This is a genomic window from Bacillus sp. EA-CB0995 (assembly GCF_055814245.1).
Window position 1 is genome coordinate 4,245,366 of sequence record NZ_CP169269.1, and the last position, 15,640, is coordinate 4,261,005.

The following is a 15,640-nucleotide window of genomic DNA, read 5'->3' on the forward strand; positions in this document are numbered from 1 at the left end:
AAAAGAATAACAGCTTTCTCATTGACGACTTATGTTTCTCATAGTAAGCTATAACAAATCAAAAAAACCTGCTGAACTTCAGCAGGTTTTTTCATTAAAATATTACTTGCTAACATAAGTTAATGAATGTATAGTATCATGTTGTACATTCATTATGACAAGAAAGAAAGGATATAAAAAAGAGTATGAAACTTGGTGCTCGCGTTTTAAAAACGGGTATTGCCATTACATTAGCTTTATTTGCATGTTTATTGCTTGGATTACCAAGCCCTGTATTCGCTGGGATCTCAGCAATTTTTGCTGTACAGCCCTCTGTGTACCGCTCGTATTTAACGGCTCTAGAACAAATTCAAGCAAATGTAATTGGGGCAATTTTTGCCATTGTCTTTGTGTTTGCCTTTGGAAATAACCCTTTTATTATTGGGTTAACATGTATATTAGTTATTGCACTTGCTTTAAAATTACATTTAGAAAATACAATTTCCATTGCCCTTGTAACTGTTATTGCCATTATGGAATATCAAGGTGCAAATTTCTTTGACTTTGCCCTATTACGCTTTGCAACAATTATGGTTGGGATTATCGCAGCATCTCTAGTAAATTTAATATTTATGCCGCCAAAATACGAAACAAAACTCTATCATAAAATCGTGGATAATACAGAAGAAATCGTAAAATGGATTCGTATGAGCAGTAGACAAGCATCCGATTTCACAACATTGAAAACAGATATTGACCATATGAAAGAAAAAATGATTCGTCTAAATCATTATTACTTACTGTATAAAGAAGAAAGAAGCTATACGAAAAAAGTACAATTTGTTAAAATTCGTAAGTTAGTCTTATTTAGACAAATGTTAACGGCAACTAATCGTGCTTTGAGTACATTAAAAGCATTACATCGAACAGAAAACGAATTACGTTATATGCCAGAATCATTTCAAGAATCGATTCAAAATGAACTTGATTCGTTAACACATTATCATGAGCAAGTATTGCTGAAATTTATTGGGAAAGCAAAGAAACAACAATCTGTTGAATTTCTTGACGAAGTTTCTATTGGTAAACAACAACTAATTGACATATTTATGAACTACCAAAATAAAGAAGATGAAGAAAGTTATAAAATATGGCTTCACCTGTTCACTCTCGTTTCAGCTATTATTAATTATAGCGAAGAAGTAGAGCATCTAGATTTACTTGTAGACAGCTTCTATACGTATCATAAGCCAGAAGACGAACTACGAATTCATGATAAACAAGAAGATGAATGAAAAAAACGACCCTTTCACATTACGAAGGGGTCGTTTCTTTTATATGTTGAATTTGATATAAGTTATAATAATAGCCACGCTTTTGCATTAATTGCTGATGAGAACCCTTTTCTTTTATTTCACCGTCTTCTAAATAAATAATTGTATCTACATGTGTAATTGTCGATAATCTATGCGCAATAATAATAGTGGTTCGATCAGCAGCTAGCGTTTGTAGCGCTTCTTGAATATAACGTTCATTTTCTAAATCTAACGCAGATGTAGCTTCATCTAAAATAAGTAATGACGGATTTTTTAAAAATACACGTGCAATCGCGATGCGTTGTCTTTGTCCACCTGACAATTTCACACCTCTTTCTCCGACCACCGTTTCATATCTATCAGGCAAACTCATAATAAAATCATGAATATGTGCAGCTTTAGCTGCTTCTACTACCTCTTCTTCTGTCGCCTCAGGTCTTCCATATAAAATATTCGCTCCAACTGTATCACTAAATAAAATGTTATCTTGCAAGACAAGACCAATATGACCACGTAAATTACGCACATCGTAATTTCTAACATCAATCTCATCTACATAAATTGATCCTTTAGAAACATCATAAAAACGAGGAATTAAACTTGCAAGTGAAGACTTTCCACCCCCGCTTAAACCAACAAGCGCTACTTTTTCACCTGGTGAAATAGATAAAGAAATATTTCGGAGCACATCTTGTTCATCTTCATTGTAGCGAAATGAAACATCTTCAAATACAACCTCACCTCGAAGTGACTTCTTTGTAATAGCATCTGGACGGTCTACAATATCGTACTCTTCATCTAATAATTCAAAAACACGGTCCATAGAAGCAAAAGATTGCGTAAGTGTGGTCGAAGAGTTTACAAGACGGCGCAATGGACTATATAAACTATCCATATATCCAACAAAAGCTACCATTGTACCGAGCGTTAGCGATCCATGAATTACTTCATAAGCAGCAAAAGCGATTACGATTAAAGGACCAAGATCCGTTAATGTGTTTACAGTAGAGAATGTCTTCGCTGTCCAGCTCGTATGTGTTAACGCCTTCGTTAAGAATTTGCTGTTCTTCTCTTGAAATTGCTCTTTTTCATACTCCTCTAACGCAAAGCTGCGTGTCACTTGCATGCCTTGAATACGCTCATGTAAATACCCTTGCATCGTCGCCAGCGCTTGTGAACGCTCACGTGTTAATGTTCGAAGACGACTGAAAAAATATTTAACTGCGACTACATAAACAGGTAATATGAGTAAGGAAACAAGCGTTAATTTTACATTCATCGAAAACATAACCGCAATTGCAATAAAAATTGTTGCTGTGTCCAGCCAAACATTCATTAACCCAGTAATAACAAAGTCTTTTGTCTGCTCAACATCATTAATTACACGAGAAATAATTTCACCGGTCTTCGTATTAGAGTAATAACGTAAGCTTAATTTTTGTAAGTGTGCAAAAATATATTTCCTCAAATCATACAACACTTCATTTCCGATACGCTGTGCAAAATATTGACGATAATATTCAATTGGAGGCCGTATCACCGCAAAAATAAACAACACAATCCCAATAACCGTAAATAATTGAGATGTTTTCTGTTCTAGTGAACTTCCTCCTTGAATAATATCATCAATAATATACTTTAATAACCAAGGCATAATAAGCGGAATACCAAATTTAATAAGACCAATTACAATAGTAACCGTAATGAGCCACCGATACGGCTTTACAAATTGTAGATACCGTTTTATTCCTTTCATGCCACTCCCCGTTCTAACAAGACAAAACCTGCAGGATGTCCTAGCAGGTTTTTCTCTAATCTCTATACATTAAATATCGTTCATACCACATATCAATAAAATCAGGAGCAAATGGGCCCTTTCGTTGATGAATCCATTGCGTTAAATATTCAACGTTTCTTTTTAATATAGTGTCAATGACAGCTGGATAGTTCATAAGCTCACGATGTTTTTCATATTCATCTTCATCTAACAATGTATACGTCATATCTGGATACACTTTAATATCTAAATCATAGTCAATATATTTTAATGCTTCATAATCGTAGGCAAACGGCGAACTTAAATTGCAATAGTAGTACACACCATCCTGCCTTAGCATTCCAATAACATTAAACCAATAATTCGAATGAAAATAACAAATAGCTGGTTCACGAGTAATCCACGTTCTTCCATCCGATTCTGTTACCATCGTTCGATCATTTGCTCCAATAACAAAACTTTGTGTCCCTTTTAAAACCGTTGTCTCTTCCCACATTCTATGAATGGAACCGTTATGTTTATAACTATGTATTTGTATTTTTTCTCCTTCTTTGGGAAATCCCATACTTTCTCCCTTCTTTCGTCGTGAACGCTCTTCTAAAGTTGTTATTTGGTATACCGTTCATTTTTACTCTTGTCCCAAAACATATTGAGCCAAATTCACTTTTCTTTTTATTATAACGGTTCTGTCGAAATTTTAAAACAAAAGAGCCGATTTACAAAATCGTCTCTTAGTTCGAAAGCATTTTCTCATTTTCAAAGGAATGAATCACTGCTGCTGTTTGCTGTTCAAATTTCTCCTGTAAATCTTTTAATGTTTTTTCTGTCTTTTGGATTTCTTGACGAATAAAATGGAGCTCTTTCGCATCCTGCTGATTCATTTCAAGGTGTTGGTATTTTTCTAAATGAACTTGTAACTTTAACAATTCGTCCATCGTCCTCAATTGTTCTTCAACCAGTTCATCAAACGATCTCATTCCATACCTCCTTAAAAATACTATTACATAGTTTCGAAGAAAAACGTTCCTTCTCCTTTGACTATATTTGTTGACTTATTAGAAGTTATGTCGGCTCTCACAAATAAAGTGAAACTTCCATCAGTGGGGGTTTTCTTTATCCCCCACCTATCTTCTGTAGAAAAGCGGAAGCGGCTCGCCCAGAATCGCAGGACGTTGGAGCACCCAACAGAGAGGCGCTTTTTGCCTCGTCCGAGGGGGCGAAACGACCGGAGATTCTAGCCGCTAGAGCTGGACAACGCTTTTCTCTGAATCTTGAGGTGGGGTTTTACTGCCCGCGAATAGCGGGATAAAGTGAAACTTCCTTCTGGGAGCATTTTTTCCCCAGAAGGTTAGTTGAACCAATCGGGCTTTTACGGACAGTTATTCCTCACCTACCTTCTGTAGAAAAGCGGAAGCGGCTCGCCCAGAATCGCAGGACGTTGGAGCACCCAACAGAGAGGCGCTTTTTGCCTCGTCCGAGGGGGCGAAACGACCGGAGATTCTAGCCGCTAGAGCTGGACAACGCTTTTCTCTGAATCTTGAGGTGGGATCTTACTGTCCGCGAATAGCGGGATAACAAAGAAAAACACTCCTCTTACATTAGAGGAGTGTTTTTTTCTTTGTTATTAAGATTGTGATTTTTTTGCTGCTGATTTTGCATTTTGTTGTTTTACCGCTTGTACATTCGTTTCTGTTGCAAACTCTGTACCATAGCTAGCAGCTGCACTTTGAGCAGCGCTAGCACTAGAAGCTTGTGTTTTCTTAGCTTCTGCTTGTGCGTTTTGTTGTTTTACTGCTTGTACATTTGTTTCTGTTGCAAATTCTGTGCCATAGCTAGCGCTTTGTTGTTTTGCGCTTTGAACGCTAGCACCAGAAGTTGTTTTTCCAAAACCTTGTTGTTTTTTGTTCATCTTTCTCACCTCCACAACAAATAATGTAACCATCCTTCACTGAACATATCCGTTAAAAATGTGAAAAGAAAAATATTTTTTTACGTATACAGACAAAAACGTTCATTCAAACTAACTATGATGGAGGTGTAAATATATGTATGTTGGACGTGATATGACAGAATTATCAATGACTCCAAGAAATCAATGGAAAAAAGATGAACTCGCTCATTTTCATCATTCTCTGCAGCAAATAATGCCTTATTTAAATGTAGAAGGCCAAACTATTTACAAAGAAATTGTAAAAGAAATTGAAGCACGCGGTGGTTTACAGCGGCAATAAGCTGATTAGACACATGGTATAAAGTGAAACTTCCATCAGTGGGGGTTTTCTGATGGAAAGCTCTCACCAATCGGGCGCATGCCAGCAGTGATCCCCCACCTCTCTTCTGTAGAAAAGCGGAAGCGGCTCGCCCAGAATCGCAGGACGTTGGAGCACCCGACAGAGAGGCGCTTTTTGCCTCGTCCGAGGGGGCGAAACGACCGGAGATTCTAGCCGCTAGAGCTGGACAACGCTTTTCTCTGCATCTTGAGGTGGGGGTCTTACTGCCCGCGAATAGCGGGACAAAAATATCCTATGATTAAAAACCCCAGCCGCTACGGCTGGAGTTTTTTCACACACTCTTCAAAAATTGTTCGATGCGATTTAGAAATTGGTAACTGTTCAAATTCCTGAACCGTTATCACCTTTAAAATATCTGTTTCAACAATTGAATTTGTTACTGTACCATAAAATACAAATATATCCCATGTTCTATGCGTAAATGTATGCTGAACATTCATTGCATAATCATCAATAGAAACAGAAAGAGAAAACTTCTCTTTCATATAATCTGTCAATTGCTGTTTGTGGTTACGAATTCCTTCTCCAATTTCTACGTTAGGAAATTCCCACATGTTAGCAAGTAGCCCTGTGCTTCCTCTTTTATTAATGACATATTTACCGTCTTCTGTACGCAATACACCGGCAACGATTGCAACCATTTTCGGTGCTTTCGCCTTACTTTTCACAGGCAATTCCTTTTGTACTCCTTCTGCAAACGCGCGGCAGTGTTCTCTAACAGGACATAGAAGACAAGATGGATTTTTAGGGACACAAATAAGTGCACCTAATTCCATCAATCCTTGGTTAAAATAAGATGGATTTTCTTTTGAAATGATTTCACGAACAATATCTTCAAATAATTTACGTGTCTTTGGTTTAGCGATATCATCCCAAATCGATAAAATTCGTGATAATACACGCATCACATTTCCATCAACGGCCGGCTCTGGAATTCCGTAAGCGATACTTAAAATTGCTCCTTTTGTATACGGACCTACACCTTTTAACTTTTCAATTTGTTTTACATCGCTTGGAACTTTTCCACCATATTGCGCTTTTACTTCTTTGACTGCAGCGTGTAAATTACGTGCTCTCGAGTAATAACCAAGTCCTTCCCACGCTTTTAACACCTCTTCATCCTCAGCATCAGCTAATGCTTCTAACGATGGAAACTTTTCCATAAAATTTGCGTAATATGGTTTTACAGCTTCAACTCGTGTTTGCTGAAGCATAATTTCCGAAACCCAAATACGATATGGATCTTTATTGATGCGCCATGGTAAATCACGCTGCTCTGTTTCGAACCAACTGATTAAATCATGTTGGAAATTTTCTATATTAAAATCATCTAGTATCTCAAGCTTCAAACTTGATCCCCCTCATTTTTTGCATATACGTACTATTATAAAGAATTTAGGAGAAAATTTAAGTAAGATAGTGTAAGAAATAAAAGGTAAATGCCTTGTGATATGAAATAAAAAGAGTTACATTAATAAAAAACGGAGGTGGTTTTCATGGACACAGCCACTCATCTTGTCATGGGCGTTACATTAGGAAGCTTAGCCACACTAGATCCAGCAATCAGTCAAAGCGATTTTGGACCGCAAGCTGTGATGCTTGCCGCAATTGCCGGTTCGAATATACCTGATATTGATACTGTTTTAAAACTGCGCAACAATGCGAAATATATTCGAAATCACCGCGGGATTACTCACTCTATCCCAGCTGTTATGCTTTGGTCATTTCTTGTTAGCGGGATTACCTTTGCAATATTTCAAGGAACCCCTTATTTCCATCTTCTTTTATGGTCATTTATTGCTGTTTTTCTTCATGTTTTTGTTGATATTTTTAATGCCTACGGTACACAAGCGCTGCGGCCCTTTACTAAGAAATGGGTGGCACTAGGCGTCATTAATACATTTGATGCCGTTATTTTCTTCATTCATTTATTAGCGATTGCATGTATGCTTGTGGGTGCACATAAAGGTTATGCGGGAGCAGCTGCTTATATATTAATGACCATTTATTATATTGGCCGAATTATAATGCGTCAAAATGTAAAAAGTGTCGTAAATAAACGGTTCCGTGATGTTGAACAAGTCATTATTTCACCGTCATACCGCTTTTATCATTACCGCTTAGCTATTGTGACAAAAGATCATTACTATGTTGCCCATTGGCATCGCGGTCATATTATGGTTCATGATAAATTCGAGCGCATTCCATTACCTAATAATGATGTCATTCGTGCCGCTCAAAAAGATGAAAACATTTCAGCATTCTTATCGTTTTCTCCTGTCTATCGCTGGGATATTTTTGAATACAACGATTATTATGAAGTTCGATTTATTGACCTGCGCTATCGCAGTAAAGGTTATTATCCATTTGTTGCCATTGTCCAGCTTAATAAAGAACTTGATATTATAAGCTCATACACAGGATGGATTTTCAGCGAAGAAAAACTACGAAAAAAATTAGAATTAATTCCCCATTAAAAAAACGACCTCAATTGGTCGTTTTTTAATGTTTTAAATGTTTTTCTTGATTAATTAAATGACTATACTTTGGATTATTCGTTTGAATTTCATGCAAACGCGCCCCTTGGTTATTAATCCATGCTCGTACAACTTTCTCTGTCATTTCAATCCCTTGATACGTTCCTGTTTTTGCATATGTCGCTCCAAAATCCTCCCATAACAACTCAACCCAAGTACGCGCCTGAGAATAAGAAAGGGTAGCATTTTTTTCAAGAAGTTCCTTCGTTAATTTTTCAAAAATATCGTTCATTTTATGTCTCCTTTAGTCAATTTATCCATTTTACGTTATAGAATATTTTCTCTCACATTGCACATTCTATAAGTGATACTTTTTGTATCAATTTGTAGCGAGGGGGAGTTCCTCTTGGGCAAACAATCTGAAATTTGGTCTGAAGCTAGAAATAACAATAAGTTAGACGGTCCGCCAAAAGCACAAGCACGTTTTGCTTCGAAACGACCTAACGGCACTATTAATACGCATCCGCAAGAACGAATGCATGCCGCTAATCGAGAAGAAGAAGCATAACAAATGTTTATCGATAACTATACGAGGTGATAAGATGAGTTACCGCGATCATTTAGACCATCGTTCCGAGTTATTCAACCCTACATGGGCGCGTCGAAAACACGCAAAAGCACAGGTGAATGGACAAACGCAGCAAAATCAATCTCTTATTATTTTGGCAAATGAGATGAGAAAACGCCAAACTTGATTGCCTATCTCCTGTAACAACTACGAAAAATGAAAACCAGAGCAGCCAAGGCTCTCTGGTTTTTATTTCTTTTGCAATAGCGAAATAGGAATACCAATTTCCTCTGTTTCATTTTGTTTGTGACCCCAAGCAAATACTCCATTAAAATACGTAATCGTAAAAGATACCCCTGGCTCTTCTGTAAGTTCATATGTTTCACCAATCTTAAATGCATCGATATCTGTCATATAAGCACGAGCCATTGCAATTTTCCTCATTAATACGTCAAATTCATTTACAATACCAAGTTGCTCTGCCTTCACTGCCTGTTCTTTTAAAATGCCAATTTCTTCTCTTAACTCATGTGGTGTCATCTCGCTATAGCGCTTTGGCATATTTCTCATATTTTCCCTCATCCCTCTTCACGTTTCATTTGAATAAGCACTTCTATTTCATCAATCGAAAAACCCTTTCGATATAACGCTTGCTTCATCTTATTTTCATACGTCCAGCCATCATATTTCTTGTATTTTTCATGATATTTATTACCATGATATATAAGGGCTTCTTCTTGTTGCTTATCATCCTTTTCATCCTTCAGTTCTTCTAAACAAATTTGAATGATATCACGCCCATACCCTTTGCGCACTAGCATCTCTTCTAATTTTTGTTTCATTTGCAGAAAAGAATGTTTTTGATAAGATCTTTTCTTTTTTCTATAAGTCCAAGACCATTTTCAATTTGTTTCTCTTGTGGATACTCCTGTAAACTATGAGTAATAATTATATCCGAAACACCCTTACTTAACAGTTCACGTCTAATAACAATCGGTCCTTTTTGGCTCACATTGCTATGAGTACGTACATATGCAATTGCATACTCTTTATCATTAATATAACGGTCATGCAATAGTTTTAAAATGACTTCAGAGATGATGGCTTGTCCAATTTCTTTTTTCCGTAATTGCTCTTCTACTTCTTGTTTCGTTCTCATTTGATGCGATAAATAAGTAATTGCATATAAATATGCTTTTTGTACTTCTTCATCGTATAAAATATGTGTTAATTCAACATCATCAAATTCCAAACCTTTTTGAAGCCCGTGTTTAATTAAGGTCACTTGATCTACACTGAAGCCATATTCTTCTCCTTGACCTTTATCAACATAAATATTAAATCTTTCTTCTGTTCGTTTTTGTACTTCTATTTTTGTAATGACAGCCATAAATTTCACCCCTACATTATTTTAACATATATGAAACAAATTTGAGTTTCTTGAATATACATAATGAGGAGGGATTTCTCTTGGAAATTGCTATTTCTGGAGGAACAGGTTTTATTGGAAAAGCACTCACTTTATATTTAGCAAGCAACGGACATACCGTATACATTTTGACACGTCAACTGAGAGAAAATCTTTCACCTTCAAATATTCAATATATAAAATGGGACGCTAATGCTGTGAAATTCCCCCTTTCTTCCATTGATGTTGTTATTAATCTTGCCGGGGAATCTATTAACAATGGACGTTGGACTATGAAACAGAAGGAAAGAATCGTCAATAGTCGCTTACAAACGACAAAAGGATTAATTAAGCAACTACAAACGTTGTCCCAATATCCACATACGTTTATAAATGCAAGTGCAATCGGCTATTATGGTACATCAGAAACAGAAACATTTACAGAAGAACACCTAAAATCAGGTAATGATTTTTTAGCTACTACAGTAAAGTTATGGGAAGAAGAAGCAAGCAAAGCTGCTGCACTCGGTATTCGCACTGTCTATACACGCTTTGGTGTTGTTCTTGGAAAAGATGGAGGAGCACTACCGAAAATGTTACTTCCATATCAATTGTTTATTGGAGGAACCATTGGCTCAGGCAACCAATTGCTTTCTTGGGTTCATCTTGAAGATGTTGTTCGAATGATTGATTTTGCTATTCATACAAAAGAAGTGAACGGTGCATTAAATGTTACAGCTCCTCACCCAGTAACTATGGAAGAATTCGGAAGAATAATTGCGAAAGTGATGCATAGACCACATTGGTTACCGATGCCTGCCTTCGCACTCAAAACCCTTCTCGGTGAAATGAGCATCCTTATTTTACAAGGACAAAATGTATTACCTCACAAGGCGATACAACATGGGTATACACATTCTTATGATACTTTAGAAAATGCGCTTCAAAACATTGTATCGTACTAATAATTTCTAAACTTCCTCAAGAGAAAAAACTCGTATGCAAAATAAAGAGGTTATTATGAAAATATTATTTAAGCAAGCCACTGTTTACCCTATTACATCTCCTAAATTACAAGGCGATGTACTAGTAGAAAACAATAAGATTGCTGCGTTAGAACGATTTATTGAATCTAGCGAAGATATGACCGTTATTGATGCACGTGGTCTTCATCTTCTTCCAGGCCTTATCGATGTGCATACACATCTTGGCTTATATGATGAAGGAACAGGATGGGCTGGAAATGATGCAAATGAAACAGCAGAAATGCTAACTCCTCATATTCGCTCTTTAGATGGCATTCATCCTTTTGATATTGCTTTTCAAGATGCCATACAAAGCGGTATTACAACCGTACACGTTATGCCTGGAAGTCAAAATGTAATTGGCGGAACAACATGCGTCATAAAAACAGCAGGAAATAGTATCGATCACATGGTCATTCAAGAGCCCGCAGGTCTGAAAATTGCGTTTGGAGAAAACCCAAAAGGAATGCATAGTAATGGAAACAAAGAGTCTATTACCCGCATGGGAATTATGGGAATGCTGCGCGAATCTTTTTATGAAGCAAAGTATTATGGGAATGATGCAGACTTTCGAATGATTCCTATCTTACAAGCGCTCCGCCGTGAAATTCCTATACGTGCCCACGCCCACCGTGCGGATGATATTCTATCTGCTCTTCGCTTTGCTAAGGAATTTAATCTTGATTTACGTATTGAACACTGTACGGAAGGTCATCTTGTTGCTGATAGATTAGCAAACCACGATTTAAAAGTATCTGTCGGTCCAACATTAACACGTCGTTCAAAAATTGAATTAAAAAACAAGTCTTGGCAAACATACCATACCTTATCGAATCATGGGATTGAAGTCTCAATTACGACAGATCACCCCTATACACCAATTCAGTATTTAAATATTTGCGCGGCTATCGCTGTTCGAGAAGGATTAGATGAACATAAAGCTCTAGAAGGAATTACGATTATACCTGCTCGCAACTTACGTTTAGAAAAGAAAATTGGTAGTATCGAGCCTAGGAAAGACGCTGATCTTGTCCTATGGACTCATCATCCTTTTCACTATTTAGCCAAGCCTGTATTAACGATGATAGACGGAAAAATTATCCACACAAAAAATTCATAAAAACTAGTTTATTTTTTTGACTAGATGAAGTATTATACGATTATAAACTGAATGAAACCATGATCAATTTGTGTCGTGTTGAGTAATTTCAAATTGATGAATGGGGAAGGCAAATGGTGCGCCACCAGCATTATAGACTGGTTCTAGTGGGTTCGATTCCCACCCCGAAATTTTTTAAAGTTTGATATAAAAATTTCGAGGGTGGGGTGTTTTTTGTCGTCATGCTGCCCTCTTTTTAGGAGGAGATAGTATGTTAAAAAAACGTGACCTACATGACAGCCACGTTCTATATGACTTGATGATTCACCCTGATGTCTTCCCCTTTGTGCGTCAGAAGGCATCTTCTTATGAAGAATTTTTGTTTTTAACAAAACAAACAATTGAAGCTGAAGAGCGCGGAGAACTAATTTCACGCACAATTGTTGATGAATGGGGAAACCCTATTGGAACAATAACTTTATTTGATGTGCAAGAAAAAGCAGGTTTTCTTGGCACTTGGCTTGGCAAACCGTATCACGGAAAGGGTTATAATAAACCAGCAAAAGATGCTTTCTTTAGTGAACTTTTCTATGAATTAGATATTGAGACTATTTTCATGCGAATTCGCAAATTAAATACTCGCTCTATTAAAGCTGCCGAAAAACTACCATACGTTAATCTAGCAAATGAAACAAGAAAATGTGTATACGATCAAATTAACGCAAATGGTGAAGTATATAACTTATATGAAATTCCAAAAGATCAATACACACTACACACAATGCGCGAAGCAACATTCCAAGACGCTCATCATTTAAAAGAAGCATAATATATGTATATCTCCCTCTGTCATTGGTAACGATAGGTAATGACTTTATGACACGAGGTGAACTGTAATGGATAAGAAAAAACGTGAAAAATCAAGAAATACATTATCTAGCACACAAGAAGTTCTCTATCAACGTGAATTTAAAAGAGCAGATCGTGCAGCTGGATATAAACCAAAAGGAATTTATTAACATAAAGCTACCTCTTGTTCAGAAGAGGTAGCTTTTTTTGTGGAAAACTTTATCCACAAAATCACTAGAATTGTGTATAAATTCTAATATCTTTTGTATAAAAGAGGAATTTGATCACAGTTATCCTGTTTACTTTGTGGATATATTTACTAAAAATTGTGGATATTGTGGATAGTTTTGTTAATATTTAAAGTTTACTGTATATTGTAAGCGGATTCTTTTGTGGATAAAGTGAATTTTTCATTCTTTATTTCTTCACAAGTAGTGGGAGGCAACCAAATGTTGCATTAAACTAAAGTTTGATTAAAAGTTGCACACACATTGATTTTAATATAAAGAAAAAGACCTCGTTTTGAACAAAGTTTGATCAAAACGAGGTCACTTTTTTAATATTGATAGGTTTATTTTTATAAAAAAGATTGATCAGTTTGTCTGCTAATTTCAACAAACTTATGAGTATGTAAATGATAGCAAACCACGTTAGTAAGAATTCCACTGACATCCGGCAACTTGTCTCTTTCGAAGGTGAGAATATTAAATGTGGATAATACAAATATGTTCAAGCTCCGTGAATTTCTTACATTAAGTCCCTATTGATCTCTGTTCAATTGAAAAACATCTTGATTGATCATTTGATGAAAGTATCTATCCATTTCTTCTGCTGAAACGCTTTTTCTATTTTGTAACCACCATGTACTTAACGTTGTAATTACACCTGAATAGAATTCGATAATTAACTCATTTGGTATTGTATGGCTTTTACAAATTCGATTTAATTCTTGATTCTCCTGTTTCTTCATTTCACGGGTTTGATAATGTATAAAGTTATTAAATTGTTCATCACCCATTTGCGACTCTAATATTTTACCAATCTCTTCATGATGTAAGAATTGCTCCATCACTTGAAATGGTTTAGTTAATCGATCTAAAAGTGTTATGGTATAATCTTCCTTTTAATATTATTTAAATCCAAATGCCAATAACGCGTCTTTATCTTCAAAATGTTTATAAAATGTTGTTCGATGTACCATCGCACGATCACAGATTTGGTTGATAGTAATGGAACTATATTTCTGCTTTGATTGCGTCATTAATTCAAATAAAGACTCCCACAATAATTTATGCGTACGTCTAACACGTAAATCCAACTGTTCCTCATTATTTTTCATCTACACTTTTCCTTTTTTGTAGATTAATTATACAACTTGTGAAATTTGATTCTCCCCTTTTAATCTACATGTGTATATCATATTTCATATAATCCTTAGTATACAAGTGTATTAAAAACAATCAATGCAGGAAGTGATCTAGGGGGAGTATGTTTCTGAGCCAGACGGATTAGGTAGTCAAATTTTGTTCTATTGTACTCTAATTAGACATGGAGGGATTTATATGGAAAATACAGTGATTTCAACTTCTGAAATTAAGGGTTTTAAAACTAAATCCGAAGAATTTGCTCCATTTTCTTGGTATAAAAAAATGCTGACGGAGCATCCAATTTACTATCATGCAGGCACGGGCACTTGGAATGTTTTCAAATATGAAGACGTTAAGCGAGTTCTTACAGACTATGAACTATTTTCAAGTAAACGCCACCGTTCCATTTTCCAGATCGGAACAGACACAAAGGAAGGGAGTGTCCCAGATCGCTTAAATATTAATGCAACGGATCCACCGGAACATCGTAAGTCACGTTCTCTGCTTTCGGCTGCTTTCACCCCTAGAAGTCTCAAAGCTTGGGAGCCACGTATTGAACAGATTATTAACGATTTGATTGCCGAAATGGGAGATAAGTCGGAGATCGACATTGTCAAAGATTTTACAACCCCCCTTCCGATCATAGTAATGGCCGATTTGCTTGGGGTTCCGCATAAAGATAAGCTGCTGTTTAAGAAATGGGTCGATATATTGTTCATGCCGTTCAATAGTGAAAATGCCGAGGAAGTGGGTCAACAAAAGGCGAAGGCAGCGATGGAGTACTTTAATTATCTGTATCCAATCGTTGTGGAAAAAAGAAAGCAGCTTTCAGACGACATTCTTTCTGATTTGATTCAAGTTGAAATCGAAGGAGAAAAGTTTACGGATGAAGAAGTTGTTCGTGTGACTATGTTTCTTCTTGCGGCGGGTGTTGAAACAACAAGTCTTTTATTGGCTAATTCATTCTATTCATTACTATATGATGCTCCTAAACTTTACGAAGAATTAAGAAGCAATATAAACCTCATACCTAATTTTGTTGAGGAGATGCTGCGTTACCGTTTCAACGTTATTGTATTGGACCGTGAAGTGAAAGTAGATAACAATGTTCTAGGCGTTGAGTTGAAGAAAGGTGATTTGGTGATCACTTGGAATAGCGCGGCAAACTTTGATGAGGATGTATTCGAAGATCCATTTACTGTGAATATTCACCGAAAAAATAACAACCGGCATCAAACGTTTGGCAATGGGCCGCATTTCTGTCTCGGTGCGCCACTGGCGAGATTGGAAGCTAACAAAGCGTTCAAAATTTTTATGGAAACATTTTCTCGCATTGAATCGGTTCCAGGCTTCAATTTGGAGGCAAGTTTACAGACTTCAGCTGCTGGCCAGGCCTTATCCAGCTTACCGCTGAAGGTTCACCGCTAGGCCAAGTTGTCCAATAAATTGGGGTGTCCCAAAAGTCATCAAAAATGACGGAGGGA

The 15,640-nt window shown here is 36.5% G+C and carries 17 protein-coding genes and 2 pseudogenes; 10 read left to right on the forward strand and 9 right to left on the reverse strand.

The features are described from left to right. Positions 1-185 precede the first annotated feature (185 nt). Complete coding sequence (locus ACEWFJ_RS21810; protein ID WP_473689883.1) at positions 186-1,274, forward strand: FUSC family protein; 1,089 nt, start codon at positions 186-188, stop codon at positions 1,272-1,274. Between the two features lie 19 nt (positions 1,275-1,293). Here the strand turns inward: ACEWFJ_RS21810 and ACEWFJ_RS21815 are convergent, their stop codons facing one another. From ACEWFJ_RS21815 to ACEWFJ_RS21830, 4 genes are all read right to left on the reverse strand, one after another. Next, positions 1,294-3,051, reverse strand: a complete 1,758-nt coding sequence (locus tag ACEWFJ_RS21815) for an ABC transporter ATP-binding protein (protein ID WP_473689884.1) — start codon at positions 3,049-3,051, stop codon at positions 1,294-1,296. Positions 3,052-3,106: 55 nt separating this feature from the next. Further along, positions 3,107-3,637, reverse strand: coding sequence for a nucleoside tri-diphosphate phosphatase (gene ntdP / locus ACEWFJ_RS21820; RefSeq protein ID WP_154709362.1), 531 nt, complete (start codon positions 3,635-3,637; stop codon positions 3,107-3,109). A 166-nt stretch (positions 3,638-3,803) separates the two neighbouring features. Beyond that, on the reverse strand, positions 3,804-4,049 hold the full coding sequence (locus ACEWFJ_RS21825; RefSeq protein ID WP_098306901.1) for a YgaB family protein: 246 nt from the start codon (positions 4,047-4,049) through the stop codon (positions 3,804-3,806). Positions 4,050-4,696: 647 nt separating this feature from the next. Then, positions 4,697-4,996, reverse strand: coding sequence for a gamma-type small acid-soluble spore protein (locus tag ACEWFJ_RS21830; protein ID WP_473692645.1), 300 nt, complete (start codon positions 4,994-4,996; stop codon positions 4,697-4,699). A 121-nt stretch (positions 4,997-5,117) separates the two neighbouring features. Here ACEWFJ_RS21830 and ACEWFJ_RS21835 point away from each other — a divergent pair, with 121 nt between their 5' ends. Further along, the gene (locus tag ACEWFJ_RS21835) at positions 5,118-5,303 is read left to right on the forward strand and encodes a hypothetical protein (RefSeq protein WP_098306897.1); all 186 of its coding nucleotides are present in this window, start codon (positions 5,118-5,120) and stop codon (positions 5,301-5,303) included. 314 nt (positions 5,304-5,617) lie between these two features. Here the strand turns inward: ACEWFJ_RS21835 and mutY are convergent, their stop codons facing one another. Next, a complete protein-coding gene (mutY, locus tag ACEWFJ_RS21840; RefSeq protein WP_473689885.1) occupies positions 5,618-6,712 on the reverse strand; it encodes an A/G-specific adenine glycosylase in 1,095 nt (364 codons plus the stop codon). A 147-nt stretch (positions 6,713-6,859) separates the two neighbouring features. Between mutY and ACEWFJ_RS21845 the strand changes: the two genes are divergently transcribed. Continuing rightward, positions 6,860-7,840 (forward strand): metal-dependent hydrolase, encoded by a 981-nt coding sequence (locus tag ACEWFJ_RS21845; protein ID WP_473689886.1) that lies wholly within the window; start codon positions 6,860-6,862, stop codon positions 7,838-7,840. Between the two features lie 25 nt (positions 7,841-7,865). Here the strand turns inward: ACEWFJ_RS21845 and ACEWFJ_RS21850 are convergent, their stop codons facing one another. Beyond that, the gene (locus ACEWFJ_RS21850) at positions 7,866-8,132 is read right to left on the reverse strand and encodes a YfhJ family protein (protein WP_473689887.1); all 267 of its coding nucleotides are present in this window, start codon (positions 8,130-8,132) and stop codon (positions 7,866-7,868) included. Positions 8,133-8,246: 114 nt separating this feature from the next. Between ACEWFJ_RS21850 and ACEWFJ_RS21855 the strand changes: the two genes are divergently transcribed. Both ACEWFJ_RS21855 and ACEWFJ_RS21860 read left to right on the forward strand, forming a co-directional pair. Further along, positions 8,247-8,408 carry a small, acid-soluble spore protein K gene (locus tag ACEWFJ_RS21855; protein WP_098306889.1) on the forward strand — a complete coding sequence of 54 codons (162 nt, stop codon included), beginning with the start codon at positions 8,247-8,249 and terminating at the stop codon, positions 8,406-8,408. Positions 8,409-8,442: 34 nt separating this feature from the next. After that, complete coding sequence (locus tag ACEWFJ_RS21860; protein WP_098306887.1) at positions 8,443-8,595, forward strand: YpzG family protein; 153 nt, start codon at positions 8,443-8,445, stop codon at positions 8,593-8,595. A 62-nt stretch (positions 8,596-8,657) separates the two neighbouring features. On the opposite strand, the gene ACEWFJ_RS21865 is transcribed toward ACEWFJ_RS21860, so the two are convergent. Next, positions 8,658-8,978, reverse strand: coding sequence for a YfhH family protein (locus ACEWFJ_RS21865; protein ID WP_253628528.1), 321 nt, complete (start codon positions 8,976-8,978; stop codon positions 8,658-8,660). Between the two features lie 8 nt (positions 8,979-8,986). Next, positions 8,987-9,798, reverse strand: a pseudogene (gene recX / locus ACEWFJ_RS21870) (recombination regulator RecX). An 80-nt stretch (positions 9,799-9,878) separates the two neighbouring features. Between recX and ACEWFJ_RS21875 the strand changes: the two are divergent. The 4 genes from ACEWFJ_RS21875 to ACEWFJ_RS21890 all read left to right on the forward strand — a co-directional run bounded on the left by ACEWFJ_RS21875 (position 9,879) and on the right by ACEWFJ_RS21890 (position 12,959). After that, positions 9,879-10,781, forward strand: coding sequence for a TIGR01777 family oxidoreductase (locus ACEWFJ_RS21875; RefSeq protein WP_473689889.1), 903 nt, complete (start codon positions 9,879-9,881; stop codon positions 10,779-10,781). Between the two features lie 55 nt (positions 10,782-10,836). Further along, positions 10,837-11,961, forward strand: coding sequence for an amidohydrolase (locus ACEWFJ_RS21880; protein WP_473689890.1), 1,125 nt, complete (start codon positions 10,837-10,839; stop codon positions 11,959-11,961). A gap of 250 nt (positions 11,962-12,211) precedes the next feature. Continuing rightward, positions 12,212-12,769 carry a GNAT family N-acetyltransferase gene (locus tag ACEWFJ_RS21885; RefSeq protein ID WP_253628525.1) on the forward strand — a complete coding sequence of 186 codons (558 nt, stop codon included), beginning with the start codon at positions 12,212-12,214 and terminating at the stop codon, positions 12,767-12,769. Between the two features lie 67 nt (positions 12,770-12,836). After that, positions 12,837-12,959 carry a YfhE family protein gene (locus tag ACEWFJ_RS21890; RefSeq protein ID WP_098306877.1) on the forward strand — a complete coding sequence of 41 codons (123 nt, stop codon included), beginning with the start codon at positions 12,837-12,839 and terminating at the stop codon, positions 12,957-12,959. Between the two features lie 590 nt (positions 12,960-13,549). Here ACEWFJ_RS21890 and ACEWFJ_RS21895 read toward each other — a convergent pair. Continuing rightward, positions 13,550-14,128, reverse strand: a pseudogene (locus ACEWFJ_RS21895) (TetR/AcrR family transcriptional regulator). 223 nt (positions 14,129-14,351) lie between these two features. Here ACEWFJ_RS21895 and ACEWFJ_RS21900 point away from each other — a divergent pair. Next, the gene (locus ACEWFJ_RS21900) at positions 14,352-15,584 is read left to right on the forward strand and encodes a cytochrome P450 (RefSeq protein WP_473689891.1); all 1,233 of its coding nucleotides are present in this window, start codon (positions 14,352-14,354) and stop codon (positions 15,582-15,584) included. Positions 15,585-15,640 lie beyond the last annotated feature (56 nt).